Source organism: Pigmentiphaga sp. GD03639, from assembly GCF_029845405.1.
GTDB lineage: Bacteria > Pseudomonadota > Gammaproteobacteria > Burkholderiales > Burkholderiaceae_B > Pigmentiphaga > Pigmentiphaga daeguensis.
Window position 1 is genome coordinate 1 of the sequence record NZ_JAOCLR010000024.1, and the last position, 26652, is coordinate 26652.

27 protein-coding genes are annotated in these 26652 nt (G+C 67.6%); 18 read left to right on the plus strand and 9 right to left on the minus strand.

Going from position 1 to position 26652, the window contains the following annotated elements:
- Nucleotides 1–59: 59 nt before the first annotated feature.
- Nucleotides 60–989 (minus strand): helix-turn-helix transcriptional regulator, encoded by a 930-nt coding sequence (locus N5K27_RS21230; protein ID WP_087841392.1) that lies wholly within the window; start codon nt 987–989, stop codon nt 60–62.
- Nucleotides 990–1160: 171 nt separating this feature from the next.
- On the opposite strand from N5K27_RS21230, the gene N5K27_RS21235 reads away from it, so the two are divergent.
- The 9 genes from N5K27_RS21235 (at nt 1161) to N5K27_RS21275 (ending at nt 10765) form a co-directional block, all read left to right on the plus strand.
- A complete protein-coding gene (locus N5K27_RS21235; RefSeq protein WP_279818602.1) occupies nt 1161–1625 on the plus strand; it encodes a DUF4863 family protein in 465 nt (154 codons plus the stop codon).
- Entirely contained in the window at nt 1622–3199 is a 1578-nt protein-coding gene (locus N5K27_RS21240) for a 3,4-dehydroadipyl-CoA semialdehyde dehydrogenase (RefSeq protein WP_087841394.1), read from the plus strand. Before N5K27_RS21235 ends, N5K27_RS21240 begins: the two co-directional genes overlap by 4 nt.
- Before the next feature lie 79 nt (nt 3200–3278).
- On the plus strand, nt 3279–4868 hold the full coding sequence (locus N5K27_RS21245) for a benzoate-CoA ligase family protein (RefSeq protein ID WP_254914688.1): 1590 nt from the start codon (nt 3279–3281) through the stop codon (nt 4866–4868).
- Between the two features lie 83 nt (nt 4869–4951).
- Nucleotides 4952–5716, plus strand: coding sequence for an alpha/beta hydrolase (locus N5K27_RS21250; RefSeq protein ID WP_279818697.1), 765 nt, complete (start codon nt 4952–4954; stop codon nt 5714–5716).
- 159 nt (nt 5717–5875) lie between these two features.
- Nucleotides 5876–7015 carry an ABC transporter substrate-binding protein gene (locus N5K27_RS21255; protein ID WP_243724593.1) on the plus strand — a complete coding sequence of 380 codons (1140 nt, stop codon included), beginning with the start codon at nt 5876–5878 and terminating at the stop codon, nt 7013–7015.
- Nucleotides 7016–7213: 198 nt separating this feature from the next.
- On the plus strand, nt 7214–8083 hold the full coding sequence (locus N5K27_RS21260; protein ID WP_087841397.1) for a branched-chain amino acid ABC transporter permease: 870 nt from the start codon (nt 7214–7216) through the stop codon (nt 8081–8083).
- A gap of 153 nt (nt 8084–8236) precedes the next feature.
- The gene (locus tag N5K27_RS21265) at nt 8237–9283 is read left to right on the plus strand and encodes a branched-chain amino acid ABC transporter permease (protein WP_132980057.1); all 1047 of its coding nucleotides are present in this window, start codon (nt 8237–8239) and stop codon (nt 9281–9283) included.
- A complete protein-coding gene (locus N5K27_RS21270; RefSeq protein WP_132980056.1) occupies nt 9280–10026 on the plus strand; it encodes an ABC transporter ATP-binding protein in 747 nt (248 codons plus the stop codon). The genes N5K27_RS21265 and N5K27_RS21270 overlap by 4 nt, the downstream gene beginning before the upstream one ends.
- Nucleotides 10027–10054: 28 nt before the next feature.
- Nucleotides 10055–10765: an ABC transporter ATP-binding protein gene (locus tag N5K27_RS21275; RefSeq protein WP_132980055.1), complete on the plus strand. Its 711-nt coding sequence runs from the start codon at nt 10055–10057 to the stop codon at nt 10763–10765.
- A 21-nt stretch (nt 10766–10786) separates the two neighbouring features.
- On the opposite strand, the gene pncB is transcribed toward N5K27_RS21275, so the two are convergent.
- Both pncB and panB read right to left on the minus strand, forming a co-directional pair.
- Nucleotides 10787–11986 carry a nicotinate phosphoribosyltransferase gene (pncB, locus tag N5K27_RS21280; RefSeq protein ID WP_132980054.1) on the minus strand — a complete coding sequence of 400 codons (1200 nt, stop codon included), beginning with the start codon at nt 11984–11986 and terminating at the stop codon, nt 10787–10789.
- 2 nt (nt 11987–11988) lie between these two features.
- A complete protein-coding gene (gene panB / locus N5K27_RS21285; protein ID WP_087841402.1) occupies nt 11989–12840 on the minus strand; it encodes a 3-methyl-2-oxobutanoate hydroxymethyltransferase in 852 nt (283 codons plus the stop codon).
- Nucleotides 12841–13031: 191 nt separating this feature from the next.
- Between panB and fdxA the strand changes: the two genes are divergently transcribed.
- The 6 genes from fdxA (at nt 13032) to N5K27_RS21315 (ending at nt 17351) form a co-directional block, all read left to right on the plus strand.
- A complete protein-coding gene (gene fdxA / locus N5K27_RS21290; protein ID WP_087841403.1) occupies nt 13032–13355 on the plus strand; it encodes a ferredoxin FdxA in 324 nt (107 codons plus the stop codon).
- 109 nt (nt 13356–13464) lie between these two features.
- Nucleotides 13465–14271: a ferredoxin--NADP reductase gene (locus N5K27_RS21295; protein WP_279818608.1), complete on the plus strand. Its 807-nt coding sequence runs from the start codon at nt 13465–13467 to the stop codon at nt 14269–14271.
- Between the two features lie 97 nt (nt 14272–14368).
- On the plus strand, nt 14369–15622 hold the full coding sequence (phaZ, locus tag N5K27_RS21300; protein WP_087841404.1) for a polyhydroxyalkanoate depolymerase: 1254 nt from the start codon (nt 14369–14371) through the stop codon (nt 15620–15622).
- A 13-nt stretch (nt 15623–15635) separates the two neighbouring features.
- Complete coding sequence (gene rsxB / locus N5K27_RS21305) at nt 15636–16280, plus strand: electron transport complex subunit RsxB (RefSeq protein WP_087841405.1); 645 nt, start codon at nt 15636–15638, stop codon at nt 16278–16280.
- 40 nt (nt 16281–16320) lie between these two features.
- Nucleotides 16321–16962 (plus strand): endonuclease III, encoded by a 642-nt coding sequence (gene nth, locus N5K27_RS21310; protein WP_087841406.1) that lies wholly within the window; start codon nt 16321–16323, stop codon nt 16960–16962.
- 101 nt (nt 16963–17063) lie between these two features.
- On the plus strand, nt 17064–17351 hold the full coding sequence (locus N5K27_RS21315; RefSeq protein ID WP_279818611.1) for a hypothetical protein: 288 nt from the start codon (nt 17064–17066) through the stop codon (nt 17349–17351).
- 21 nt (nt 17352–17372) lie between these two features.
- Here N5K27_RS21315 and N5K27_RS21320 read toward each other — a convergent pair whose 3' ends face one another.
- Genes N5K27_RS21320 through N5K27_RS21340 form a run of 5 tightly spaced genes read right to left on the minus strand, consistent with a single transcriptional unit; the run spans nt 17373 to nt 20222 of the window.
- Nucleotides 17373–17990, minus strand: coding sequence for a hypothetical protein (locus N5K27_RS21320; RefSeq protein WP_279818613.1), 618 nt, complete (start codon nt 17988–17990; stop codon nt 17373–17375).
- A gap of 54 nt (nt 17991–18044) precedes the next feature.
- The gene (locus tag N5K27_RS21325) at nt 18045–18218 is read right to left on the minus strand and encodes a hypothetical protein (protein ID WP_165963223.1); all 174 of its coding nucleotides are present in this window, start codon (nt 18216–18218) and stop codon (nt 18045–18047) included.
- 49 nt (nt 18219–18267) lie between these two features.
- The gene (locus tag N5K27_RS21330; RefSeq protein WP_087841407.1) at nt 18268–19653 is read right to left on the minus strand and encodes a sigma-54 dependent transcriptional regulator; all 1386 of its coding nucleotides are present in this window, start codon (nt 19651–19653) and stop codon (nt 18268–18270) included.
- A gap of 54 nt (nt 19654–19707) precedes the next feature.
- Nucleotides 19708–20028: a DUF883 family protein gene (locus N5K27_RS21335; protein WP_087841408.1), complete on the minus strand. Its 321-nt coding sequence runs from the start codon at nt 20026–20028 to the stop codon at nt 19708–19710.
- 32 nt (nt 20029–20060) lie between these two features.
- Nucleotides 20061–20222, minus strand: coding sequence for a DUF1328 domain-containing protein (locus N5K27_RS21340; RefSeq protein WP_087781354.1), 162 nt, complete (start codon nt 20220–20222; stop codon nt 20061–20063).
- Nucleotides 20223–20508: 286 nt separating this feature from the next.
- On the opposite strand from N5K27_RS21340, the gene N5K27_RS21345 reads away from it, so the two are divergent.
- Nucleotides 20509–21585, plus strand: coding sequence for a sigma-54 dependent transcriptional regulator (locus tag N5K27_RS21345; RefSeq protein ID WP_243724576.1), 1077 nt, complete (start codon nt 20509–20511; stop codon nt 21583–21585).
- Nucleotides 21586–21593: 8 nt separating this feature from the next.
- Here the strand turns inward: N5K27_RS21345 and cls are convergent, their stop codons facing one another.
- On the minus strand, nt 21594–22985 hold the full coding sequence (cls, locus tag N5K27_RS21350; RefSeq protein WP_279818617.1) for a cardiolipin synthase: 1392 nt from the start codon (nt 22983–22985) through the stop codon (nt 21594–21596).
- A 217-nt stretch (nt 22986–23202) separates the two neighbouring features.
- Between cls and N5K27_RS21355 the strand changes: the two genes are divergently transcribed.
- Entirely contained in the window at nt 23203–24645 is a 1443-nt protein-coding gene (locus N5K27_RS21355; protein ID WP_279818619.1) for an RNA polymerase factor sigma-54, read from the plus strand.
- A gap of 49 nt (nt 24646–24694) precedes the next feature.
- Entirely contained in the window at nt 24695–26644 is a 1950-nt protein-coding gene (locus tag N5K27_RS21360) for an AsmA family protein (RefSeq protein ID WP_279818620.1), read from the plus strand.
- Nucleotides 26645–26652: the final 8 nt, after the last annotated feature.

A 26652-nucleotide genomic window follows, 5' to 3' on the forward strand; every position in this document is an offset into this window, starting at 1 on the left:
GCGTAGCGGCTGGGGGCTCACCATGCCGGGCGCGCGTCAGCGCGTAGGGGGGGGCTCTACTACATACTCCAGTCCACCATGCCCGCCGCATTGCGCACCAGCGAACGCAGGCCGGCAAAAGCCTCTTCAAGCGAATGGCCGCTGGTGTTGTAGCGGGCGTCGGCCTTGGCATAGAACGCCGCCCGCCCCGCCAGGATGCGCTTGAGGTCGTCCATGGCCTCGCGGCTGCCCGACATCGGGCGGAAATCGCCCTGCGCCACGACCCGGCGCATGTGGTCCTCGGGGTCGGCCTGCAGCCAGACCGTATAGCAGTGCGACAGCAGCAGATTGAAGGTCGAGACGTCCGACACCAGGCCGCCCGGCGTGGCGATCACGACCTCGGGATGGATCTGCACGGTCTCCTCCAGCGCCCGCCGCTCGTAGCGGCGATAGGCGTTGGCGCCGTACAGCGAATGGATCTCGACGATGCTGCAGCCGGCCACTTTCTCGATTTCCCGGCTCAGCTCGATGAAGGTGTAGCCCAGGTCCTCGGCCAGCATCCGCCCCAGCGTGGACTTGCCCGCCCCCCGCAGGCCGACCAGGGCGATGCGGGACAGGCGGGAATGATTGTCCCCGCGCGAGCCGAACATTTCCGTCAAGGTATTGCGGGCGCGATGCAGGTCCGCCTCGGAGCGGCCTTCCAGCAACTCGCGGATCAACAGCCATTCCGGACTGGTGGTGGTGACATCGCCCAGGATTTCGGCCAGCGAGCACTGCAAGGCCTGGGAAACCTGCAGCAGGATCAGGATGGAGGCGTTGCCCGTGCCCAGCTCCAGGTTGGCGAGATGCCTCTCGGAAATCCCGGCTGCCGAGGCCGTGGCCTTGCGGGTCAGGCCTCGCCTGGCCCGCAGCGTCCGTATTCGTTCTCCCAGCGTCACCAGAAAAGGCTCCTTGGCCGGCGCGTCGTTGGCCGCGGCCTGCCCCGCTTCGGAAACTGCCTCTTCTTTCATCGGACCTCACCCGCAAGATGATGCGCACCCCTGGGATTTACCCGCAGGATGCAGATTCTTTTTGACACGACCCAAGCATGCCGCGTATTGTCTCGACACATGAACATGCACGATACTTCATGATCAAGAATGCGGCGACATGAAGTTCAGTATGCCTGAGGAGACGAGTTCATGCGCGATTCATTTGAATCCCTGGTAAAGACGATAACCCAGTCCATTGCCGGCCGCCCCGTGGACGCCGCGCTCGAGGCCTACCTCAACCGCCAGCACGGCCCCGGCTCGGACTGGTTCCGCGACATGACCCGCGCCTGTGAAGCCGGCGTGGACGAGGGCTGGCTGTGCAACCGGGAAGCCGGCGGCGTGCGCTACGGCCGGGTGGTCAAGCCCGGGCCCGGCTCCGCCGGCTTCTCGGTGGACGTGGTCGACATGACCGACCTGGCCGGCCCCCACCACGTCCATCCCAACGGCGAAATAGACATGGTCATGCCCCAGACGGCCGGCGCCCGCTTCGACGGCACGCCGGCGGGCTGGAAGGTCTATCCGCCCGGCAGCGCCCATCGCCCCACCGTCGCGGGCGGCCGCGCGCTGGTCCTGTATCTGCTGCCCGACGGCGCCATCGAATTCACCCAATCATGAGCGAACTTCTTCCCAACCACCTGGCGGGCCGCTGGCAGACCGGCGGCGGCCCCGGCACACCGCTCTTCGACCCGGTGCTGGGCACCGAGCTGGTCCGCGTCTCGAACGCCGGACTGGACCTGGAAGCAGCCTATGCCTACGCCCGCGACGAAGGCGGCGCCGCGCTGCGCGCCCTGACCTATGCGCAGCGCGCGGGCCTGCTGTCCGGCATCGTGGACGTGCTCAAGGCCAACCGCGATCGCTACTTCGACATCGCGCTGGCCAACTCCGGCACCACGAGGCAGGACTCCGCCGTCGACATCGACGGCGCCATCTTCACGCTGGGCCAATACGCCCGCTGGGGCGCGTCGCTGGGCGGCACGCACTGGTTGCCGGATGGCGAGACCGTTCCCCTGGCCAAGGACGGCGCGTTCCGCAGCCGCCACGTGCAGGTGCCGACGCGCGGCCTCGCCCTGTTCATCAACGCCTTCAATTTCCCCGCCTGGGGCCTGTGGGAGAAAGCCGCGCCGGCGCTGCTCTCGGGAGTACCTGTCGTCGCCAAGCCGGCCACCGCCACCGCGTGGCTGACGCAGGCGATGGTCGCCGACGTGATCGCCGCGGGCATTCTGCCGGCCGGCGCCTTGTCCGTCGTCTGCGGCAGCGCGCAAGGGCTGCTGTCGCCCCTGCAGCCGTTCGACGTGGTGTCGTTCACCGGCTCGGCCGAGACCGCCTCGGCGATACGCTCGCACGATGCCGTCGTGCGCCGCTCGGTGCGAGTCAACATCGAGGCCGACAGCCTGAACAGCGCCCTGCTGCTGCCCGACGCGCAGCCCGGCTCCGAGGCCTTCGATCTGCTGGTACGCGAAGTGGTGCGTGAAATGACGGTCAAGTCGGGGCAGAAATGCACGGCCATCCGGCGCATCTTCGTTCCCGCGTCCTGTTACGCGGCAGCGGGCGAGGCCATCGCCGCGAAACTGTCGCGCATCACCGTGGGCAATCCGCGCAACGAAACGGTCCGCATGGGCGCGCTGGCCAGCCGCCAGCAATGGGAGAGCGTGCGGGCTGGCACCGCGGCCCTGCGCCGGCACGCGGACGTCCTGCACGACGGTTCGGCGGCCCCGCTGGTGGATGCCGACCCGGCCGTGGCCGCCTGTGTCGGCCCGACGCTGCTGGGCGCCGGCCGCCGCGAGGCCGCCTGCATCGTGCACGACACCGAGGTGTTCGGTCCGGTCGCCACGCTGCTGCCTTATGACGGATGGTCCGACGCGCTGGCCCAGATACGCCTGGGGCAGGGATCGCTGGTGGCCTCCCTCTACACGGCCGATACCGCGCGGGCCGCCGATGCGGCGCTGGCGCTGGCCGACAGCCATGGACGCGTGCACGTCGTGACTCCCGAGGTGGCAGCCGTCCATACCGGCCACGGCAACGTCATGCCCATGTCGCTGCACGGCGGCCCCGGCCGGGCCGGCGGCGGCGAGGAACTGGGCGGCTTGCGGGCCCTCGGCTTCTATCACCGCCGCGCCGCCGTCCAGGCCGCCGCCGCCGTGACGGACCTTCTGGACGGCACCGCGCCGGAGGGCGTCCCAGGACATTGACACGAGAGCCCGCCGGCGCCAGGCCCGACCAGAGGCCGCCGGCGATTTCGCGCCTTATTGCATGAACGAGGAGACCATCATGCCTGCCGATTGCTCCGCCCCACCGCCGGAATTCAATTTCGCCGGCCACCTGCTGGCGATCAATGCCGAGCGCGCCGCCAAGACCGCCTACATCGACGATCGCGGCCGGCTGACATACGGCGAACTGGACGAAAAAGTGCGCCGCGCGGCCGGCGCCTTGCTTGGCCTGGGCATCCGGCCCGAGGACCGCGTCCTGCTGCTGATGAACGACTGCACGGACTGGCCCGTCACCTTCCTGGGCGCGCTCTATGCCGGCATCGTGCCGGTGGCGGTCAACACGCTGCTCACTCCGGCCGACTACGCCTACATGCTGGAACACAGCCGCGCCCGCGCCGCGCTGGTCTCCCGCGCCCTGTTGCCCAAGCTTTCCGCCGCGCTAGGCGCGTGCCGGCACGGCGTGCGCCATATCGTCGTCTCGCGCGATGGCTCAGACGGCGAAGCGGGCGGCACGCTGGACTTCGACGACCTGCTGGCCGGGCATGAGCCGCTCGCGGCGCCTGCCCCCACGCTTGCCGACGAACCCGCGTTCTGGCTGTATTCGTCCGGGTCCACCGGCAAGCCCAAGGGCACGGTGCACACCCACGGCAACCCCTACTGGACGGCCGAGCTCTACGCCAAGCCCGTGCTGGGCATGCGCGAAGACGATACCGTGTTCTCGGCCGCCAAGCTGTTCTTCGCCTACGGCCTGGGCAATGCCTTGACCTTTCCGCTCAGCGTGGGCGCCACGGTGGTCCTGATGGCCGAACGCCCCACCCCCGAAGCCTGTTTCGAGCGTCTCACCCGCCTGCGGCCCACCATCTTCTGCGGCGCGCCCACCGGCTATGCCGGCATGCTCGCCAGTCCCGCGCTGCCGCCGCGCGACCAGGTCGCCCTGCGCCTGTGCTCGTCTGCCGGCGAAGCCCTGCCCCAGGACATCGGCGAACGCTTCACCTCGCATTTCGGCTGCGAGATCATCGACGGCATCGGCTCGACCGAAATGCTGCACATCTTCATTTCCAACCGCGTGGGCGACGTGCGCTACGGCACCACGGGCAAGCCGGTCGACGGCTACGAGGTCGAGCTGCGGGGCGAGGACGGCAAGCCGGTGGCGGTCGGCGAGATCGGCGACCTCTACATACGCGGTCCGAGTTCGGCGCTGATGTACTGGAACAATCGCGACAAGAGCCGCGAGACCTTCCTGGGCGCCTGGACCAGGAGCGGCGACAAGTACAGCTGCGATGCCGACGGCTACTACACCTACGCGGGCCGCAGCGACGACATGCTCAAGGTCAGCGGCCAGTACGTCTCGCCCTTCGAGGTCGAGGCCACGCTGGTGCAGCATCCGGCCGTGCTGGAGGCCGCCGTCATCGGCGTGGCCGACGCCGAAGGCCTGACCAAGACCAAGGCCTACGTGGTGCTCAAGCCCGGCCAGCAGGCGAGCGATGCGCTGGCCGCCGACCTGAAGGCGTTCGTGAAGTCGCGGCTGGCGCCGCACAAGTATCCCCGCCAGATCGAATTCGTCGGCGACCTGCCCAAGACCGCCACCGGCAAGATCCAGCGCTTCCGCCTGCGCGAACAAGAGGCCGCGTCGCAGGGAGTCCACGCATGAACTCGCGCGCCCCGTTGAACGCCGCCGTCTCGGGCATCGCCGAGGATCTGCCCGTACGGTTCGCCGACGTCTCCTGGGACGGCATGCGGCACGACATCGAGTACGTGCTCATCGCCCCCCAGCGGACCCGGCAGCCCCTGCTCGTGTTCCTGCACGAAGGCCTGGGATCGGTCACGATGTGGAAGGACTTCCCCTATGCGCTGTGCGAGGCCGCCGGCTGCCGCGGACTGGTCCTGTCGCGCTGGGGCTACGGCCAGTCCAGCCCGCGTCCCGCGCACGAAAAATGGCCGGTCGATTTCATGCACCGCCAGGCGCGCGACTTCCTGCCGGCCTTCTTCGAGGCCGTCGGCCACGACACCCGGGCCGATCCGCCCTGGCTGTACGGGCACAGCGACGGCGGATCGATCGCGCTGCTGCACGCGGCGGCCTGGCCCGGCCGCGTGGGCGGATTGATCGTGGCCGCGCCCCACCTGTTCGTCGAACCCGTCACGCTGGCCAGCATCCAGCAGGCACGCGACGGTTACGTCACGACGGACCTGCGCAGCAAGCTCGCGCGCTACCACGCCGACCCGGACTCGGCCTTCTGGGGCTGGAACGACGTCTGGCTGAACCCGGAATTCAAGCACTGGAACATCCAGGCGCTGCTGTCCGCCATACGCTGTCCCGTACTGGCGGTGCAGGGCCATGACGACGAATACGGCTCCATGGCCCAGATAGACGGCATCGCCCAGGAGGTTCCCCATGCCGAACTGCTCAAGCTGGACGACTGCGGCCACTCGCCGCACCGCGACCAGCCCGCCCGATTGATCGAGGCAAGCGTGGCGTTCATGCGGCGCCACCGCACGTAGCACCCTGTCCGGCTTGCCGGACGCCGCAACGATGCGCATCCGCATGGCGCATCGGCCTTTTCCACCAAGAACAGGGCAGCCGACCACGCAGCATGGCCGCCCACCAGGAGACTCGCGATGAACGCTTCCAAACGCAAATTCACCGTCCTCGCCGCCGCCATGATGGCTGCCTCGTGCCTGGCGGTGCCCGCCGGCGCCCAGGCGCCCGGCAAGGTCAAGGTCGGCCTCATGCTGCCCTACACCGGCACCTATTCCGCCCTGGGCACCGCCATCGAGAACGGCTTCCGGCTGTACGTGCAGGAACAGGGCGGCAAACTGGCCGGGCGCGAGATCGAGTACTTCAAGGTGGACGACGAATCCGATCCGGCCAAGGGCTCGGACAACGCCAACAAGCTGGTCAAGCGCGACCAGGTCGACGTGCTGGTGGGCACCGTCCACTCCGGCGTCGCGATGGCCATGGCCAAGGTCGCCAAGGACAACAAGACGCTGCTCATCATCCCGAACGCCGGCGCCGACGACGTCACCGGCCCGCTGTGCGCGCCCAACATCTTCCGCTCGTCTTTCAGCAACTGGCAGCCGGCCTACGCCATGGGCCTGGTCGCCGCCACCCAGCTCAAGCACAAGACCGCCGTCACGCTCAGCTGGAAATACGCGGCCGGCGACGAATCCACCAACGGTTTCAAGGAGGGGTTCGAATCCAAGGGGGGCAAGGTCATCAAGCAATTGAACCTGCCCTTCCCCAACGTGGAATTCCAGGCGCTGCTGACCGAGATCGCCGCGCTCAAGCCCGACGCGGTCTACGTGTTCTTCGCCGGCGGCGGCGCGGTCAAGTTCGTCAAGGACTACGCCGCGGCGGGCCTGAAGGACAAGATCCCCCTGTACGGCGCCGGCTTCCTGACCGACGGCACGCTGGAGGCCCAGGGCGCGGCGGCCGACGGCCTGCTGACCACGCTGCACTACGCCGACGGCCTGACCCTGCCCAAGGACAAGGCCTTCCGCACGGACTACGCCAAGACCTACAAGCTGCAGCCGGACGTCTACGCCGTGCAGGGCTATGACGCCGCCCAGTTGCTGGACGCCGGGCTGAAGGCCGCGGGCGGCGACATCAGCAAGCGCGACGCCGTCGTCAAGGGCATGGAGCAGGCCAAGATCGACAGCCCGCGCGGCCCGTTCACGATGTCCAAGGCCCACAACCCCATCCAGGACATCTACCTGCGCAAGGTCGAGAACAAGACCAACCAGCTGGTGGGCGTGGCGGTGAAGGCGCTGGCCGATCCGGCGCGGGGCTGCAGGATGTAACCCAAGGGAATGCCCCCCCCTACGCGCTTACGCGCGCCCCCCAGGGGGCGGCACTGGCGGACCGGCGGAGCCGGATCCGCTGTGCCCTGGGGAAAAACCAGGCTAGCGGGGGGGGGGCGTGTTTTGGTTCCATGTGGGAAAGCCGAGCATGCCGTTCGACGCTGGCCTGGTTGTCGTATCTAGATGGCGGAGTGTGGGATGGATTTGACGACGTTTCTTATTCAGTGTTTGAACAGCGTGCAGTATGGATTGCTGCTGTTCCTGATCGCCAGCGGGCTGACGCTGATCTTCGGGATCATGGGCGTGATCAATCTGGCGCATGGCAGTTTCTACATGATCGGCGCCTACATGGCGTTCTCGCTGTCGTCGCTGACGGGCAATTTCGTGGCGGCGCTGGTGCTGGGCGTGGTGCTGGCGGTGGCGTTCGGGTATGTGCTGGAGTGGTGCTTCTTCAGCTTCCTGTATGAACGCGAGCACCTGCAGCAGGTATTGATGACCTACGGGCTGATCCTGGTGTTCGAGGAAATGCGCAGCATCCTGGTGGGCGACGACGTCCACGGGGTGCCGGTGCCCGACTGGCTGGCCGGCGGCATTGCCATCGGCAACGACATGACGTACCCGATCTACCGGCTGTTCATTTCCGGCGTGTGCGTGCTGCTGGCCGTGGCCATGTATGCCGCGCTCAAGAAGACACGGCTCGGCATGATGGTGCGCGCTGGGGCGACCAACCGCGAAATGGTGCAGTCGCTCGGCATCAACATCTCGCTGCTGTATCGCATCGTCTTCGCCGTGGGCGTGGCCATCGCGGTGCTGGCCGGCATGATCGCGGCGCCGGTGTCCTCGGTGTATCCGGGCATGGGGGGATCGGTGCTGATCATCTGTTTCGTCGTCGTGGTCATCGGCGGCATCGGCTCGATCAAGGGCGCGCTGGTGGCCTCGCTGCTGATCGGCTTCGTCGACACCTTCGGCAAGGTGTTCTGGCAGCAGGCCGCCGGCGCGCTGATCTACGTGCTGATGGCCGCCATCCTGCTGTGGAAACCGGAAGGCCTCTTCAAACAAGGGACTTAGAGGCCCCCCCCTACGCGCTTCGCGCGCCCCCCAGGGGGCGATGCGAGAGGACCGGCAGAGCCGGATCCTCCGCATCCTGGGTCTAGTGCTTTTATTTTGGGTTGTGGCAGCGGCGCTTCGCTGGCTGCCAACGGGAGCAACGGTGGATATGGAATGAAAGCTTCTTCTCTTCTTGCCTGGATCGTGGCGCTGGCGGTGCTGGCCTTGCTGCCGGTGCTGCCCGAGCCGGTCGGCACGCCGTTCCACGTCGAGCTGGGCGCCAAGGTGCTGATCATGGCGATCTTCGCGCTGAGCCTGCAGCTGCTGGTGGGCTACACGGGACTGGTCAGCCTGGGGCACGCGGCCTACTTCGGCGCCGCGGCGTATGCGGTCGCGATGTTGACGCCGCGCTACGAGGCGGGCAACGGCTGGCTGCTGCTCCTGGCCGCCGTCGGATGCGCCGCCTTGCTGGCGCTCCTGATCGGCCTGCTGGTGATGCGCACGCGCGGCATCTATTTCATCATGGTCACGCTGGCCTTCGGACAACTGGTGTACTTCGTGTTCCACGACGTCGAGGCCTTCGGCGGCAGCGACGGCACCTACATCTACAACAAGCCGGCCTTCACGCTGGCCGGGCGCGCCCTGGTGGACCTGGACCAGGCGCCGCAGTTCTACTGGTTCACGCTGGCCGGGCTGGCCCTGACACTGGCCGTGCTGGGGCTGGTGCTGCGGTCGCGCCTGGGCCACGCGCTGGTGGGCATCAAGCACAACGAGCCGCGCATGCGGGCGGCCGGCTACAACACCCTTGCCTACAAGCTCGCCAGCTTCACCCTGGGCGGCGCGCTGGCGGGGCTGGCGGGCTTCCTGTATGCCACCCAGCACGGCTACGTCAACCCCGAACTGGTGTCCTGGCACCAGTCCGGCAACGCGCTGCTGATGATCATCCTGGGCGGGCTGGGCAGCCTGGCGGGCGCGGTGATCGGCGCCTTCGCCTTCGTCCTGCTGGCGGAGTGGTTCCAGGATCTGACCAAGCACTGGCAGTTGCTCATGGGCGGCTTCATCATCCTTGCCGTCGCCTGGATGCCGCAGGGCCTGGCGGGAGGTTTCTCGCGCCTGCGCATGCCGCGCCGCGGACGGCCCCGCGCCCTGCCTCCCGCCGCCACGGCAGCCGGCGACGAGGCCTCCCCCACCCCGACCCCCGCTACGGAACAGACGACATGACGGCAGTGCTCCAAGCCCAGGGCCTGAGCCGCCACTTCGGCGCGCTCAGGGCCATCGACAACGTCTCGCTGTCGCTCGCCCCAGACCGCATCCATGCCGTGATCGGCACCAACGGCGCGGGCAAGTCGACCCTCATCCACCTGCTGTCCGGCGAGCTGCCCCCCACGGCCGGCCACGTCCGCCTGCATGGGCGGGAAATCACCAACTGGTCGCAACCCCGCCGCGCGCAGGCAGGCATCGGGCGCAGCTACCAGCGCAACACGATCTTCCTGCCGCTGACGGTGCGCGAGAACTGCCGGCTGGCCGCGCAGGCGCGGACGCAGCGTCCCTGGCATTTCTGGCAATCGGCCCAAGCCTGCCGCGCCAGTCTGGACCGCGCCGATGAAGTCATGGAGCGCGCCGGGCTGGCCGCGGTGGCGGGCAAGACCGCCGCCAGCCTGTCGCACGGCCAGAAGCGCCAGTTGGAAGTGGCGATGTGCCTGGCGACCTCGCCCACGGTGCTGTTGCTGGACGAGCCGCTGGCCGGCATGGGCGCGGAAGAATCCGAACGCATGCTGGAGCTGCTGCGGCGGCTGCGGCAGGGCCATGCCATCCTGCTGGTCGAGCACGACATGGACGCGGTATTCGCGGTGGCGGACGACATTACCGTGATGGTCAACGGCAGCCCCATCGCCAGCGGGCTGCCGGCCGACGTGCGCAACAACCCGGACGTCCAGGAAGCCTACCTGGGCGCGGCCCACTGACCCCGGCGGCCGGAGAAAAGGAAGACAGATGGAAGCGCTCATCGACGCCAGCCAGGTGCACGCCTGGTACGGCAGCAGCCATATCCTGCACGGGGTGGATTTCCGCCTGGGGCGCGGGGAAACCGTCGGCCTGCTGGGCCGCAACGGCATGGGGAAATCCACCCTGATCCGCACCCTGCTGGGCCACGTCAAGCAACGCGACGGACGCATTTCGATAGCCGGCCGCGACCTGTCGCGCGGCAAGCCCTACGAAGCCGCCAAGGCCGGCATCGCCTACGTGCCCGAGGGCCGGGGCATCTTCCCCAACCTGACCGTGAAGGAAAACCTCGTCATGGCTGCGCGCCGCGGCGTCGACGGCCAGGCCGACTGGACATTGGAACGCGTGCTGGCCACCTTTCCCCGGCTGACCGAACGCATGGGCAACCTGGGCTGGCAGCTCTCGGGCGGCGAACAGCAGATGCTGTCCATCGGCCGCGCGCTGATGACCAATCCCAGCGCCGTCATCCTGGACGAAGCCACCGAAGGACTGGCGCCGCTGATCGTGGCCGAGATCTGGCGGGTGATCGGCGACATCCGGCGCAGCGGCCTGGCCACCCTGGTGGTGGACCGCAACTACCGGATGGTCATGGCCAATTCCGACCGGCTGGTCGTGATGGAGAAGGGCCGCATGGTGCTGGAAGGCCAGGCGCAGGACCTCGCGCACCGGCCCGAGGCGCTCAGCCGCTACCTGGGGGTGTAGCCCCGGGGCCAGCCGCCCCGCTCAATCGTCGGCGGTCTCGCCCACCTGCTCCGGCGGGATCTCGAACACTTGGCGCAGGTAGGCCAGGTAGGCCTTGTCCTCGCACATGGTCTTCTCGGGCGTGTCGGACACCTTGGCCACCGGCTGGCCATTGCACTTGACCATCTTCATCACCACCTGCAGGGGCTGGTAGCTCAGGTCGTTGGTCAGGTTGGTGCCGATGCCGAAGGCGGTGATGCAACGCCCCGCGAAGTGCTTGGCCAGGCTGATCGCCAGCGGGAAAGTCAGGCCGTCCGAGAACACCAGCGTCTTGGTGCGGGGATCCACCCGGTTCTGCTTGTAGTGCTCCAGCAGCCGCTCGCCCCAGTTGAAGGGATCGCCCGAGTCGTGCCGCGCGCCGTCGAACAGCTTGCAGAAATACATGTCGAAATCGCGCAGGAAGGCGCTCATGCCGTAGACGTCGGACAGCGCGATGCCCAGGTCGCCGCGGTATTCGCGCGCCCACACTTCGAAGCCGTAGATCTGCGAGTCGCGCAGGCGCGGCCCCAGGCCCTGGCAAGCCTGCAGGTATTCGTGCGCCATGGTGCCCAGCGGCGTCAACCCGTGCTTCATCGCGAAATACACGTTGCTGGTGCCCGCGAAATGCTCGCGCATCTGGTCCTTGAGCGTGATGATGACTTCCTCGTGCCAGGCCTTGGAGAAGCGGCGGCGCGTGCCGTAGTCGGCGATATGGAAGTCGCGCAGGGCGGGGTCGCCGCGCACCAGTTCCACCTTGCTCATCAGGCGCTGGCGGCCTTCGGCATAGGCCGGCACCAGGTGGTTGTTGCGGAAATAGACCTCGTTGACGATGGCCAGCACCGGGATCTCGAACAGGATGGTGTGGAGCCAGGGCCCCTGCACGATGATGTCGAGCTCACCCGGCGACTGCGACTTGGACACCGAGATGCACCGCCGGGGCAGGTGGAACAGCCTCAGGAAGTCGACGAAATCGCTCTTGATGAAGCGCATGCCGCCAAGGTAGTCCAGTTCCTCCTGGGTGAAGCGCAGCTCGCACAGCGCCTCGATTTCTTCGCGGATCTCGTCCACATAGGGATGCAAGTCTATCCCCGGGGTACGGCACTTGTACTTGTACTCGACCTGCGCCGCGGGGAACTGATGCAGGACGACCTGCATCATCGTGAACTTGTAGAGGTCGGTATCCAGCAAAGACGTGATGATCATGGCTAAGAACCGCTCTGGTTGCCGTAGGGGGTACCGATGTTGCCGGCGGTCATGCCGTAGACGTGCTCCACGCCGGGAAACGCGCCGGTCTCCACTTCCTGGGCATAGCGCCGGAAAGCCTGCAGGACCGCATCGCCGCCGGCGGGCGCCCCCACCATGTAGTTCTTGACGAACTTGGCGGGCGTGGCCGTGAGGCCCAGCATGTCGTGCAGGACGAGCACCTGGCCGGAACACGCCACCGAGGCGCCGATGCCGATGGTGATCAGTTGCACCGCCTCGCACACCTGGCGGGCGACGGGGTCGGGAACCGCCTCGATCACCATCATGGCCGCGCCGGCCGCCTCGACCGCGCGGGCATCGGCCACGATGCGGCGCGCCTCGGCGTCTTCCTTGCCCTGCACGCGGTAGCCGCCCAGGGCATGCACGTGGGACGGCAGGAGGCCGATGTGGCCGCAGACGGGGATGCCGCTGCGGGTCAGCAGTTCGATGGTGGGCGCCAGTTCGGCCCCGCCCTCGATCTTGACCATCTGCGCGCCGGCCTGCATCAGCGTCACGGCGTTGCGCAGGGCCTGCTGCGGGCTTTCCTGGTAGGTGCCGAAAGGCATGTCCGCCAGCAGGAACGGACGCCGGGTGCCACGCGCGACGCAGGAGACGTGATAGGCGATGTCCTGCAACAGGACCGGCAGCGTCGAATCCCTGCCCTGCACGAGCATGCCCAGCGTGTCGCCCACCAGGATGCAATCGACCTCCGCGTCCTCCATGACTTTGGCGAAACCGGCGTCGTAGCACGTCAGCATGGAAATCTTCCGCCCCGCGGCAAGCTTCTTGCGCAGGACGTTCAGGGTGGATCGCATCGTACGGTCTCCAGGGATGCCTGTTGTGTAACCGAAGAAAATAGCACAAGAGAGGACTTACCCCCGCCCAAGGCCGCCCTCCACCGCCCACTCCCATGGCCCTTCAAGGGGAATGGCCGGCCGAACCGCCCGAGTCCGGTAAAATCATGGGCTGACCTGAACTTTTATCCAGCATCGTCCTGGAGCCGCCTATGACTCACGTCGTGACCGAGAACTGCATCAAGTGCAAATACACCGATTGCGTGGATGTCTGCCCGGTCGACTGCTTTCGCGAAGGCCCGAACTTCCTGGTGATCGATCCCGACGAGTGCATCGACTGCGCCGTCTGTATCCCCGAATGCCCGGCCAATGCCATCCTGGCCGAGGAAGACGTCCCCGCCAACCAGATGCATTTCATCCAGATCAACGCCGACCTGTCGCAAAGCTGGCCCAGCATCACGCGCACCAAGCCGCCCCTGCCCGACGCCGACGAGTGGAAGGACAAGGAAGGCAAGCTGGATCTTCTCGAGAGGTAGGCCCCCCCCTACGCGCTGACGCGCGCCCCCCAGGGGGCGGCACTGGCGGACCGGCGGAGCCGGATCCGCTGTGCCCTGGGGTAACCCGCCGCCCGGAATTAATGGATTGATGTCGGACAAGTACACCGTCGAGACGGTTACCTGGGTCAAGACCTGGGTGCCGCACAAGCTCTTCTCGTTCCGCACCACGCGCTCGCCCGGCTTCCGGTTCGTGCCGGGACAGTTCGCGCGGCTGGGCATCGAGCGCCCGGATCCGGACGCCGAGGACGGGTCGGGCCGCCGCATCGTCTGGCGGGCCTATTCGATCGTGTCGGCGCCCTACGACGATTTCCTGGAGTTCTTCTCCATCGTCGTGCCCGACGGCGAGTTCACCAGCGCGCTCGAGCACCTGCGCGAAGGCGACAAGCTTTACGTCGACAAGACCAATTTCGGCTTCCTGACCACCGCCGCGTTCCCCAGCGGCAAGGATCTGTGGATGCTGGCCTCCGGCACGGGGCTCGCCCCGTTCGTTTCCGTCCTGCAGGACCTGGAGGTGTGGGAGACCTACGATCATCTGATCGTGGTCCACAGCGTGCGCACGGCCGAGGAACTGGTCTACCGGGACACCATAGAAGGGCTGCGCGACCACGAGGTCTTCGGCGAATTCTGCCGGGAACAGCCGGGCAAGCTGATCTACCTGCCCTCGGTCACGCGCGAGCGGGTCGAGGGCGCCATGGATGCCCGCATCACGACGCTGATCGCCAGCGGCGAGCTGGAACGCCGGGCCGGCGTCACGCTGGATCCGTCGCGTTCGCGCATCATGTTGTGCGGCAACCCCGAAATGGTGTCTGATTTGCGCAAATTGCTGGCGGAACGCGGTTTCGGGGCCTCCCGGCGGGGTAAACCAGGCAATCTGGCCGTGGAAAACTATTGGTGACACCGAGTTGCGCGGCCGGCGTGACACACCGATTGTGCAATGCAATATAATCGGTTTACTGGTGAATCGATTGCCCATCCCGTGGTCTGGAGCAAAGATGCTGTACCAATTACATGAATGGCAGCGCGCCCTGTTGACGCCCTTTGCCCACTTCGCCGATGCGTCGGCCCAGTTGTTCTCGAATCCCTATAGCCCGCTTGCCTACACCCCGCTGTCGCGGCGGCTGGCGGCCGGCTACGAGCTGCTGTACCGGCTGGGCAAGGACTACGAGAAACCGGCCTGGGACCTGCCCACCACCACGCTCGACGGCGCCGAGGCCACCGTCACGGAACAGATCGCGGCGGCCCGGCCCTTCTGTAACCTGGTGCATTTCGTGCGCACCCCGGTGTCGCCCCGCAAGGCCGCGGCCCGGCGCAAGCCCGACCCCACGGTGCTGCTGGTGGCGCCGCTGTCCGGCCACCACGCCACGCTGCTGCGCGATACCGTGCGCGCCCTGCTGCCCGAACACGACGTCTACGTCACCGACTGGATCGACGCCCGCATGGTGCCGCAGTCGGCCGGCCCCTTCCACCTGGCCGACTACGTCGACTACATCCGCGACTTCATCGGCCAGCTGGGCCCGGACGTCCATGTCATCTCGGTGTGCCAGCCTACGGTGCCGGTGCTGGCGGCGGTATCGCTGATGGCTTCGGACAACGACCCCAAGCTGCCGCGCAGCATGATCATGATGGGCGGCCCCATCGACCCGCGCAAGTCCCCCACGCAGGTCAACAACCTCGCCAAGACCAAGCCTTACTCCTGGTTCGAGAACACCCTCATCCACCGAGTGCCGCCGCGCTTCCCCGGCTCGGGGCGCAAGGTCTATCCCGGCTTCCTGCAGCACGCGGGCTTCGTCAGCATGAATCCCGACCGCCACCTCAAGTCGCACTACGACTTCTATCTGGACCTGGTGCGCGGCGACGATGACGATGCCGAGGCCCACCGCCGCTTCTACGACGAGTACAACGCGGTCCTGGACATGCCCGCCGAATACTACCTGGACACGATACGCACCGTGTTCCAGGACTTCGAGCTGCCGCGCGGCGTCTGGAAGGTGAACGGCCACCTGGTCAAGCCTTCCGACATCCGCTCGGTGGCGCTGTTCACGATCGAAGGCGAGCTGGACGACATCTCGGGGTCGGGCCAGACCCAGGCCGCGCAGGACCTGTGCAGCGGCATCCCGGCGGATCGCAAGCGCCATTTCACCGCCCCGCGCTGCGGGCACTACGGCATTTTCTCGGGCCGGCGCTGGCGCGAAGTCATCTGTCCCCAGATCGCCGAGTTCATCCGCCAGCACCGGGACGCGGCTTGACCGGAAGCCAGCCGTGAATCGGGTCGATCTCGTCGATGCGCAACTGCCGCAGACCCAGTGCACCAAGTGCGGCTATGACGGCTGCCGGCCCTATGCGCAGGCGCTGGTCGATGACGAGGTACCCATCAACCGCTGTCCGCCCGGAGGCGATGTCGGCATCGCCAGGCTGGCGGCGGTGCTCGGCAAGCCCATCCTGCCCCTGGACGAGACGCGGGGCCGGCATCTTCCCCTGCAGGTAGCCCGTATCGACGAGCAGCATTGCATAGGCTGCACGCTGTGCATCCAGGCCTGCCCGGTGGATGCCATCGTGGGCGCCAACAAGGCCATGCATACCGTGCTGGCGGCCCTGTGCACGGGCTGCGACTTGTGCGTGGCCCCCTGTCCCGTCGATTGCATCAGCATGGAGCCCGTCGAACCGGCGCGCGCCTGGACCGACGGCGACGCCGCCGCGGCCCGCGCCCGCCACCAGCGTCGCCAGGCGCGGCTGGACCGCGAGAGCCGCGAGGACCAGGAGCGGCTGCGCGCCCGTTCGGCCGTGGCAGAGCCTGCGTCCCCCGCCCTGCCGGCCGAAGCGCAGGCCGGCGATCAGGCGGCCGAGCGCAAGCGTGCCATACTGGAGGCCGCTCTCGCCCGGGCCCGTTCCCGGCGCGCGCACTGACCTCGTCCTTCATCACAACAACGGCCCAAGCCGTGTCCGAATGAACACCGCCAAACGACTAGCGATCTTCGAGCGCCTGCGCGCCGCCAATCCCTCCCCCCAGACCGAACTCGAATACGGGTCGACCTTCCAGTTGCTGATCGCCGTCATGCTGTCGGCGCAGGCCACGGACAAGTCGGTCAACCTGGCCACGCGGCGCTTCTTCCCCGAACACGGCACGCCCGAGCGGCTGCTGGCCCTGGGCGAAGAGGGGCTGAGCCAGTACATACGCACCATAGGCCTGTACAAGACCAAGGCCAAGAACGTGATCGCCACCTGTCGCATCCTGCTGGAACAGCACGGCGGGGAAGTACCCGCCGACCGCGACGCGCTGGAGGCCCTGCCGGGCGTGGGCCGCAAGACCGCCAACGTGGTGCTCAACACCGCCTTCCGGCAGGTGGCCATGGCGGTCGATACGCACATCTTCCGGGTCTCCAACCGCACCGGCATCGCGCCGGGCAAGACCGTGCGCCAGGTCGAGGACAAGCTGCTCAAGGTCGTGCCCAAGGAGTTCCTGCTGGACGCCCACCACTGGCTGATCCTGCATGGACGCTACATCTGCGTCGCGCGCAAGCCCAAATGTCCGCAATGCGGCATCGCCGACCTGTGCGAATACAAGGACAAGACGCCGGCCACCGCCTAGGGCGGCTCGCGGCCGGGTACGCGGTTTGCGTCGGCAGGCTTGAGCGGGGATGTCGCGCGGCGCGACAATTCCCCTGCCAAGCTTGTGAAAAGGAGCACGCCATGTCCAACAGTACCTTGCTAGGCACGGGCGAAAGCCTGCCGGAAGACAGCAGCAAGAACGGCAAACTCGGTCCCAGCGATACCTCCGACTCCGGCAGCGATCTGGCCGGGCTGCCCGAGGACGAGGCCGGCACGGATTCGAGCAGGACGGGAGAACGGCTCTCCGTCGACCCCGACGAGGAAGAACGTACCGGCGCCGACGTGCTGCCCGACGAGGTGGTGGACGAGGAACGCCTGGCCCGCTCGCACCCCGGCGACGACGAAGACGACGCGACCCGCGGCCGTTGACATCCCGGGTAGCGCTCGGGGTCAGTGCTGCATGGCGCGGGATTCCCGGGAATCCATGGCATCGGACGGCCTGGCCTGCACCTTGTCGCTCAGGACGGGAGCGGCCACGGGGTCGAAGTCCACCCAGTCGCCGTCGCGCCACCGGCCCTCGGCCTGCTCCACGTCCTTGCCGCCGCAGTCCCTGAGCACCTGCGCGGCGGCGGCTTCGGTGGCAACGGTGACGTGGACGGCCGTCAGGACGCCGGCGCGCCGCATTCCCGTGCTGTGGCCGGCCCGGTAGGCGCGCGAGGCGCTGCGGGTGGCCACCAGTGCGCCGCCCAGCGAGCCGATGTAGGCGCCGACACCCACCGCGATGATCAGCGCGAGCACGGAGCCGGCGGCATACAGCCAGACGATGGAGCCGATGACGGCTCCGAGCAGGCCCAGCAGGGCAGCGCCCGCCACGGCGCCGCGCCGGGTCTTGCGCGCGCCCGGGTCGGCGGCCTGGTCTCCGCCCAGGGGATAGCGGTCATGCTGGCCGGCGGGATTGACGAAGAAGATGGAGACGTCCTCATGGGCAAAGCCGGCGACGAACAGTTTGCGGCCGGCCTCCTCGGCCTCGGGAAAGGAGTCGAAACGGGCAGCGACGATGAGCGACACGGCAATCTCCTCGAATCACGGATGAGGAGTTGCCAGCACGTAGCGTGCCGCGCCTTATTCGCCCGGCGGCGCGGGAGGCGGAGGAGGCAGCTCGGGATCGATGGGATCGGGCTGCTGGGCCGGCGGCACCGGCGGATCCCCCACCGGCTGGTTGGGGGGATCGCCGACCGGTGGCGGATCCTTGACGGGAGGATCCGGGGGAACGGAATGCGCGTACGACGGGGACATATCAGGGCTCCATGGCGCTTGGCGCCTTTCGCGACGGCAGCAGGCGCGCTCAGGAAACCGGCACGTCCTGCATGTCCGCCTCGCGGGCGTCGTCTGCGGCGTAATCCTCCAGCCGGTTGTAGAGCGTCTTCAGGCTGATGCCCAACACTTCGGCCGCGTGCTTCTTGACTCCCCCGCAGTGCTGCAGGGTGGCGAAGATCAGCCGCCGGTCCGCCTCAGCAAGCGATGTACCCACGGGTATGGTGACGATGGGCTCGCTTTCCGTCTTGCCGGCAGGCGCCAGTTGAATGGGCGCCGCCACCGTGTCGATCAGGCCGCCATCGGTCATGATGAAGGCACGATGCACGTAGTTCTTCAGTTCGCGCACGTTGCCGGGCCAGGCATGCGAGGCCATGTCGGCCAGCATGGCGGGCGAGAAGGCCTTGGCCGACTTGTGCGTCTCGTTGAGCATGTCGAGGAAACTCTGGGCCAGGAGTTCGACGTCCTTGGCCCGCTCGCGCAAGGGCGGAAGATGGATGGGAAAGACGTTCAGGCGGTGATAGAGATCTTCCCGCAGCTTGCCGTCGGCCACCGCTTCCTGCGGGTTGCGGTTGGTGGCGGCAATGATGCGCACGTCGCATTCGGTTTCCTGGTTGGTACCGACGCGCATGAACAATCCGGTCTCGAGCACGCGCAGCAGCTTGACCTGGAGCTCGATGGGCATCTCCGTGATCTCGTCCAGGAACAGCGTGCCGCCGTGCGAACGTTCGAAATAGCCCTTGTGCTGGCGCTCGGCGCCGGTGAAGCTGCCGCGCTCGTGGCCGAACATCTCGCTCTCGATCAGGTTGGGCGAAATCGCGCCGCAGTTCACCGCCAGGAACGGGCGCTTGCGCCTCAGGCTCAGGTCGTGCAGCGTCTGGGCCGCCAGCTCCTTGCCCGTGCCGCTTTCGCCGATCAGCAGCACGGTCGCCTCGGTGGGCGCGACCTTGCCGATCTGGTCGTACAGGTCCTGCATGGCGGGAGAACCGCCCAGCATGCGGCCGAAGCGGCCGAAGCGGCGCAGCTCGCCGCGCAGCGAACCGATCTCGGCCTTCAGGTCGCCCGCCCGCGGAATGCGGTCCAGGATGGCCTTGAGGCGCTGCATGTTGATCGGCTTGATGAGATAGTCGGCCGCGCCCAGGCGAAGAGCGTCGACCGCGCTCTCCACGCTGGCGTGGCCGGTGATCAGGATGACCTCCACGGGGATGGACGGGTCCAGCTCCTTGAACAGGTCCATCCCGCTGCCGTCCGGCAGCTTCAGGTCGGTCAGCACGACGTCGGGACTCTGGCGCACGATCTGAATGCGGGCCTCCCGGAGGTCGCCCGCAACGGCGTTGGTGAACCCCTCGGCGCTGACGATTTCCGCCAGGGCTGCCCGGGTATTCGGTTCGTCGTCCACGATCAGGACATGCGGCATGCAGTCAGGCTCCTCGATACGATGAGGTTGGAAACGGGGGGACGGAAACGGCGGCTAGCGCCTGGGCGCGAGCAGGCCTATGACGACGCCCACCGCGATGGCGATGCCCACCGCCCGCCAGGGATTGTCATGGACATAGGCATCGGTCTGGGCGGACGCCTGCCGGTAGGACTCGGCGGCGCTGCGGCGCGCGTCCTGGAACAGGTCCTGGGCCCGGTCCAGCTGGTCGCGCAGCCGCGCCCGCGCCGCCTCGAGTTCGCCGCCCGCGTGGCCGGCGGTGTTCCGCAGGAGCGCCTCGGCATCCTCGACCAGGCTCCGAACCTGGCCGATGGCGCCCTCCACGTCGCGCAGTCCCGCAACCCGATACTTGCCCATATTCGCTCCTTTTGACGTTCCAGACGCCATCCCTATCGTCGGAACGCTCCAAGCAGGAGCGTGACCACGAAGACGATGACGAAAATATAAAACAGGATCTTCGCGATCTCCGCCGCTCCGGAGGCGATCCCGCCAAACCCGAATAATGCGGCAATCAAGGCAATTACGAAGAAAATGGCTGCCCATCGCAACATTGCTTACTCCTTGTATAGACTGCCCCAGGGGCCGGGGACGGATCCGGCGCGGTGTTCGGCCCCATGCCGCCGCAGTTTCCGTTCCGGCCCGCGCTCTCCTGGCCCAAGTGCAAGCAATAGGTAAGAATTACATGAAAACTTGTAAATTCCCCCGACCCGCGCGGGGCTTGCGACAGCCCGTTACCATACCCCCCGCGACCGGCTTCCTGGGCGGGGGACGCCTTGCTTAGAATGGGACTCCCGCCCTGCCGTGGGCACTCCCGCCCCGGCCCCACCCTGGAGACTCATGCGGAAGGAACAGGCGATGCGCCCTGACGAAGCCTTGGCACCGATCCTGGACACCGATACGCCCTACGAGGCGTCCGGCCCCGCCGCCCCGATCGCGGCCGAACCCGTGCGCCCGGCTCCGCCGCCCCAGCACTACGGGCTGCTGTACGGCGCCTCGATACCCATGCGGGAGCTGTACCAGCAGATCGACAAAGTGGCGCCCACCGCGCTGACGGTGCTTATCGTGGGCGAAAGCGGCACGGGCAAGGAATTGGTCGCGCGCACCCTGCACGAGAAGAGCCCGCGCGATACCGGCCCCTTCATCCCGGTCAACTGCGGTGCCATCCCCTCGACGCTGATCGAGGGAGAACTGTTCGGACACGAGAAAGGCAGCTTCACCGGCGCCATCCAGCAGCACGTGGGATATTTCGAACGTGCGGCCGGCGGCACCATCTTCCTGGACGAGATCACGGAAATGGCCCCGGAGATGCAGATCAAGCTGCTGCGCGTGCTGGAGACCTCGGCCTTCCACCGTGTCGGCGGAACGGAACAGATTTCCGCGGACGTCCGGGTCATCGCCGCGACCAACCGCGACCCCCAGGTGGCGGTGCGGGAAGGACGCTTCCGCGAAGACCTGCTCTATCGGCTGGCGGTGTTCCCGCTGCGGGTCCCGCCGCTGCGCGAGCGTCCCGCCGACATCGAACTGCTGGCCCAGCGCTTCCTCGACCAGCTCAACGCAACCGAGAAGACCCGCAAGCGTTTCGCCCGCGGCACCCTGGACGGCCTGCGCCAGTACCACTGGCCGGGCAACGTCCGGGAACTGAAGAACGCCGTGCACCGGGCGTTCATTCTGGCCGACGACGAGGTCGAGGTGCAGAATCCCGAACCCGCTCCGCGCAATCGCCGGGTGGTCCGGCGCGAGGGCAGCCTGGAACTGGCGGTGGGGATACCGCTGCCCGACGCGCAGCGGGAGCTGATCCTCGCGACGCTGGCCCACTTCGGCGGCGACAAGCGCCAGGCTGCCAGCACGCTGGGCATCAGCCTCAAGACGCTCTACAACCGGCTGGACACCTACAAGCACGGCGGCGACGCCTAGAACCGCCGCTACAGCCACCGCTCCAGCAGGCGCGACATGAATTCCTTGAGCCTGTCCGTCAGCGGCCGCCGCTTCCACTGCTCCAGCGACACCGGTTCGGACGCCTGCCTGTCGCGCTCGAACAGGGCTTCCATCTGGGCGCCGAAATCGGCGCCCAGGATCACCGCGTTGATCTCGTGGTTCAAGGTGAAGCTGCGCCAATCGAGATTGCTGGATCCGGCCGTGGACCAGACGCCGTCCACCACGGCGGTCTTGGCGTGCAGCAGCGCATCCTTGCGCTCGTAGATCTTCACGCCGGCCTCGAGCAGTTCTTCGTAGTGGGATCTGCCGGCATGCAGCACGATCGAGAAATCGCTGAATCCCGGCAGCAGCAGCGTCACGTCGACACCACGGCGCGCGGCATCGGCCAGGGCCTCGATGAAGCCCGGATCGGGCACGAAATAGGCCATGGTGATGTGCACGGACCGTTGCGAGCTGTTGATGGCGGACAGCAGCGTCAGGTAGATGGCGTGGTTGTCCGCCGAACCCGGGCGGTTGACCAGGATGCGGACCACGTGCGGCCCGCGCCGGGGCTGCTGCGGCAGGAAATCGAGATCGCCCAGCGGCGGCCCGCCCTGGCTGCGCCACCCCTCCAGGAATACCCGCTCCACGTCGGGCACGGCGGGACCGCGGATGCTGATGTGCGTGTCCCGCCAGGGCGCGTCCTCCCGGCTGCCGGCGTCGTGGGCCCGGGCCGAACCGGCCACCGGCCGGGACGCGTACACGTCGCTCAGATTGATGCCGCCCACGAAGGCGATCTCGCCATCGACCACCAGGATCTTGCGATGGCTGCGCTCGTTGATGGACCATCCGCCCCGGCTCTTGAGCGGGTTGACGGGATTGAAGAAGACCACCTGGACGCCGGCCTGCCGCATGCGGTCGAAAAGATCGGGCGGCACGGACAAGGTGCCGATGTCATCGACCATGACGGCCACGGCGACCCCCTGCGCACGCTTGGCGATGAGCATCTCGGCGATGCGGTTGCCGATCTGGTCGTCCTCGAAGATGTAGCTTTCCAGGTGTATGAAGCGGCGAGCGGCGCCTATGGCCTCTTCCATGGCGCGGTAGGTGCTGGGCCCGTCGCCGAAGAGCCGCACTTCGTTGCCGACGACCAGCGGCGCATCGGCCACGGCTTCCTCGACCTGCAGGTGCCGCGCCAGGAAATCACCCGCCTTGGCCCGCGCGTCCAGTTGCTGGATGATGCGGCGGCTCTCGCGGTAGGTCAGCAGCCCCGCGTCGCTGGAGATGCGTACCTTGCGGCGCGGCTCCACGCCGCTGGCCGGATCGGGAAGCGGACTGGCGCAGTGGCACAACAGCGCCGCGCACAGGCCGTACAGGAGGACGCGCAGGAAGCTTCGCATGTTCTTCTCATTCTGTTACGAGACAGACCCGTTTCGTCGAGCATGGACCCTGGCCGCCGGCGACCGCACCGGTAAAACTTACCGGACCGGCAAGAGCTGCACGCTATTTTCCACCGTCCGGCGCGCCGTGCCTACGTCTTCGCATTGGCACGAAGCTTGCAAGTAGGGGGATTGCGACATCAACGGCCGACCCTCCGGCCAAGCATGGGAGACAGCATTGGTTCAAGCTACTTACGACATGCGTGTGCGGCAGCAACTCTCCTTGACGCCCAGGCTCCAGCAGTCCGTCAAGTTGTTGCAGATGTCCGCGCTCGAGTTCACACAGGAGCTGCAGCAAGCCATCGCGAACAATCCCTTCCTGGAGGAAGACGACCAGGAAGCCTCTTCGGGGGCGCAAGCCGGCGATTCGATCCTTTCCGTGGACCGCAACACCACCGGCTCCGCCGAGGCCGACGATGCCCAGGAACCCCCACCGCCCGCGTTCGACCCGGAACCCTATGGCGGCAGCTACGCCGGCACCCGGACGCGCGACGACGATGGCGAGGATCGTCCCGACATCGGGCAGTGGACGCACAGTTCCATGGGGCTGCACGACCACCTGCACCAGCAGTTGTGCGGCTACCGGCTCGGGGACCGCGACCGGCTGCTGGCCGAGATCATCATCGAGGCGCTGGACGAGGACGGCTATCTGCGCCAGGACTTCGACGATCTGGCGGCCACGCTCGCCGTACAACCCGCCCCCACGCACGACGAATGGATGGTCGCCCTGACCCTGGTCCAGCACCTGGACGCTCCGGGGCTTGCCGCGCGCAACCTGGGAGAATGCCTGCGCCTGCAGCTGGCAGCGCTGGCCGAGACGACGCCGGGGCGCGCGCTGGCGATGGCGATCGCCGACCGCTACCTGGACCTGATGGCGCGCCGCGAGACGGCCGAACTGCGCCGCCGGCTGGGATGCAACGACGAAGACCTGGCGGTGGCCTGCCGCCTTATTCGCAGCCTGACGCCCCGGCCGGGCCTGGCGTTCTCGGAAGAAGGCACCGACCATATCGTGCCGGACGTGATCGTGCGCAAGGTCCGGAACAAATGGGTGATCTCCACCAATCCCGCGGTCATGCCCAAGGCTCGCCTGCACCACGCCTATGCCAACCTGTTCCGCAAGGCGCGCTGCGACGACCGCGCCCCGCTCGCGCAGGAACTGCAGGAAGCACGCTGGCTGATACGCAACGTCGAACAGCGCTTCACCACCATCCAGCGCGTGGCCGAGGCCATCGTCGCGCACCAGCGCACCTTCTTCGATTATGGCGAGATCGCGCTCAAGCCGCTGGTGCTGCGCAAGGTGGCCGAAGAACTGGACCTGCATGAATCCACGGTGTCGCGGGCGACGAACAACAAGTACATGGCCACGCCGCGCGGCGTGTTCGAGTTCAAGCATTTCTTCTCGCGCGAACTGGCCACCGAAACCGGCGGCCGATGTTCGGCCGCCGCCGTGCGGGCGCTGATCCGCGACATGATCGCCGCCGAGGATCGCCGCGACCCCCTGTCCGACGTCTCGTTGACCAGGATGCTGGCCGAACAGGGCGTGGTGGTGGCACGGCGCACCGTAACCAAGTACCGCGACCTGATGAAGCTGCCGCCCGCGGAATTGCGCAAACAGCCGTGAGCCGTTAAAACGCGGGGACAGGGGTATCCCCCACTCGCGGAACCTGCCGATGCGAACAAAAGGAATCCTTGCCGCCGTTGCTGGAGTCGTCGTCCTTCTGGTTGTCGCCGCCTTGCTGACCGACTGGCGCTTCCTGCGGGGGCCGGTGGAAAGACTGGCCACCGAAAGGCTGGGGCGGCAAGTGGTGCTCGAGGACTTCCGCATGCGGCTGCGGCCCGTCACCCGCATCCGCCTGCACGGGCTGGCCGTGGACAACATTCCCGGCGCCAAGCCCGAGCGCATGCTGCAGGCCGAATCCATCGAGGTCCAGGTCCGGCTGCTGCCCCTGCTGCGGCACGCCGTCGTGCTGGACCTGCTGTCGGTGGACGGCGCCCAGGCCCATCTGGCCCGCGATGCGTCGGGCGCCAACAACTGGACCCTGGCCCGGCAGGACGATGGCGGACCGCCCCCCGACGTGGTGGTGCGCGCGCTGTCCTTGAACCGCGTGAAGGTGAACTACGACGACCGCGTGCTGAAGGCCGATGCCTACTTGCAGGCCGACAGCATGGAGACGCCCGCCTCCGGGCCGGCCTACGGGATGAAGCTGGAATTCGGCGGCCACTACCATGACGCCGCCTTCGGCGGCGTGGCGCGCACCGGCGGCATCCTGACGCTGCGCGATTCGGGTACGCCCTTTCCGTTCTTCATCGATGCCAAGGGCGGCCCCACCCGCATCCGGGCCGAGGGCCAGGTGGGCGATCCGTTCGGCGATGCCTCCGTGGACGTGGCGCTGGACATCGCCGGGCCGACCCTGTCCACGCTGTATCCGTACATCAACCTGCCCCTGCCCACCACCCCGCCCTACCGCATCAAGGGCCGATTGAAGCGCGACGGCATGAACTTCGGCCTGACGGGCATGGACGGCAGGATAGGCTCGACCGACATCTCCGGCGACGCCAGCTACGAGATGCGCCGCGACAAGCCCATGCTGCGCGCCAAGCTCAAGAGCCGCGTGCTGGACATGAAGGATCTCGGCCCCCTGATCGGCGTGCGCGACGATGCCACGGCGCAGAAGGAGCAGGCCGCGCCCCGGCCGGCGGCCGACCGCCGCATCCTGCCCGACGCCGAGTTCAGGCTGGAGCGGCTCAACGCCATCGACGCCGACGTCACGCTGGACGCGGGCGACGTGCGCGTGCGAGGCCCCTGGGCCTTCGACGATTTCTCGGCCCACCTCGTGCTGCAGGACGGCGTGCTCAAGCTGGTGCCGCTGAATTTCGGCTATGCGGGCGGCGAGCTGCGCTCGGACATCACGCTGGACGCACGCCAGCCGGTGATACGCACCGACGCCCATATCGGCGTGCGGCGGGCCCGGCTGAACCGGCTGTTCCCCGACGTGAAACTGATGCAGAAAAGCGAGGGTACGCTGGGCGCCGACGTGAAGCTCAAGACCGCCGGCAACTCGATACGGGCCATGCTGGGGCGTGCCGACGGCACCGTGGGCGTGGCCGTGACCGGCGGCGAGATCTCCAACCTGCTGGTCGAGGCCATCGGCCTGGACGCCTCCCAGGCGCTGGGATTCCTGATCGGCGGAGACAAGGACACGCGGCTGCGCTGCGCGGTCGCCACCTTCGGGGTCAAGGACGGCATCGCCACTTCGCAGGCCCTGGTCGTCGACACCGACGACACGCGCATCGACGGCCATGGGACCATAGACCTGCGCAACGAACGCCTGGGGCTGCGCTTCGAACCCCGGCCCAAGGACAAGAGCATACTGGTGGCCCGCTCGCCCATCGACATCGTCGGCACTTTCGGCGCCCCCGACTTCAAGATCGACAAAGCCTCGCTGTTCGCGCGCGCGGGCGCTTCCGTCGCGCTGGCATTCATCAATCCGCTGGCCGCGCTGATCCCGCTGATCGAGACCGGCCCTGGCACCGACGCCGACTGCCAGGGCCTGCTGGCCAACCTGCGCGAGGCCCGCCGCAACGCCGATACCGCCGCCCCCAAGGGCAAGGCGCGCTAAACGGCCCC

Bases quoted from the DNA above. Each gene is read 5' to 3' on its own strand.
- cls (WP_279818617.1), bottom strand. From the start codon at position 22,985: ATGCGAAGCTTCCTGCGCGTCCTCCTGTACGGCCTGTGCGCGGCGCTG.
- N5K27_RS21330 (WP_087841407.1), bottom strand. From the start codon at position 19,653: ATGCCGCATGTCCTGATCGTGGACGACGAACCGAATACCCGGGCAGCC.
- nth (WP_087841406.1), top strand. From the start codon at position 16,321: ATGAACACCGCCAAACGACTAGCGATCTTCGAGCGCCTGCGCGCCGCC.
- N5K27_RS21335 (WP_087841408.1), bottom strand. From the start codon at position 20,028: ATGGGCAAGTATCGGGTTGCGGGACTGCGCGACGTGGAGGGCGCCATC.
- N5K27_RS21230 (WP_087841392.1), bottom strand. From the start codon at position 989: ATGAAAGAAGAGGCAGTTTCCGAAGCGGGGCAGGCCGCGGCCAACGAC.
- N5K27_RS21250 (WP_279818697.1), top strand. From the start codon at position 4,952: ATGCGGCACGACATCGAGTACGTGCTCATCGCCCCCCAGCGGACCCGG.
- N5K27_RS21275 (WP_132980055.1), top strand. From the start codon at position 10,055: ATGGAAGCGCTCATCGACGCCAGCCAGGTGCACGCCTGGTACGGCAGC.
- N5K27_RS21245 (WP_254914688.1), top strand. From the start codon at position 3,279: ATGCCTGCCGATTGCTCCGCCCCACCGCCGGAATTCAATTTCGCCGGC.
- pncB (WP_132980054.1), bottom strand. From the start codon at position 11,986: ATGATCATCACGTCTTTGCTGGATACCGACCTCTACAAGTTCACGATG.
- N5K27_RS21295 (WP_279818608.1), top strand. From the start codon at position 13,465: ATGTCGGACAAGTACACCGTCGAGACGGTTACCTGGGTCAAGACCTGG.
- N5K27_RS21345 (WP_243724576.1), top strand. From the start codon at position 20,509: ATGCGGAAGGAACAGGCGATGCGCCCTGACGAAGCCTTGGCACCGATC.
- panB (WP_087841402.1), bottom strand. From the start codon at position 12,840: ATGCGATCCACCCTGAACGTCCTGCGCAAGAAGCTTGCCGCGGGGCGG.
- N5K27_RS21315 (WP_279818611.1), top strand. From the start codon at position 17,064: ATGTCCAACAGTACCTTGCTAGGCACGGGCGAAAGCCTGCCGGAAGAC.
- N5K27_RS21340 (WP_087781354.1), bottom strand. From the start codon at position 20,222: ATGTTGCGATGGGCAGCCATTTTCTTCGTAATTGCCTTGATTGCCGCA.
- N5K27_RS21325 (WP_165963223.1), bottom strand. From the start codon at position 18,218: ATGTCCCCGTCGTACGCGCATTCCGTTCCCCCGGATCCTCCCGTCAAG.
- N5K27_RS21360 (WP_279818620.1), top strand. From the start codon at position 24,695: ATGCGAACAAAAGGAATCCTTGCCGCCGTTGCTGGAGTCGTCGTCCTT.
- N5K27_RS21240 (WP_087841394.1), top strand. From the start codon at position 1,622: ATGAGCGAACTTCTTCCCAACCACCTGGCGGGCCGCTGGCAGACCGGC.
- N5K27_RS21265 (WP_132980057.1), top strand. From the start codon at position 8,237: ATGAAAGCTTCTTCTCTTCTTGCCTGGATCGTGGCGCTGGCGGTGCTG.
- N5K27_RS21270 (WP_132980056.1), top strand. From the start codon at position 9,280: ATGACGGCAGTGCTCCAAGCCCAGGGCCTGAGCCGCCACTTCGGCGCG.
- N5K27_RS21235 (WP_279818602.1), top strand. From the start codon at position 1,161: ATGCGCGATTCATTTGAATCCCTGGTAAAGACGATAACCCAGTCCATT.
- phaZ (WP_087841404.1), top strand. From the start codon at position 14,369: ATGCTGTACCAATTACATGAATGGCAGCGCGCCCTGTTGACGCCCTTT.
- N5K27_RS21255 (WP_243724593.1), top strand. From the start codon at position 5,876: ATGATGGCTGCCTCGTGCCTGGCGGTGCCCGCCGGCGCCCAGGCGCCC.
- N5K27_RS21260 (WP_087841397.1), top strand. From the start codon at position 7,214: ATGGATTTGACGACGTTTCTTATTCAGTGTTTGAACAGCGTGCAGTAT.
- fdxA (WP_087841403.1), top strand. From the start codon at position 13,032: ATGACTCACGTCGTGACCGAGAACTGCATCAAGTGCAAATACACCGAT.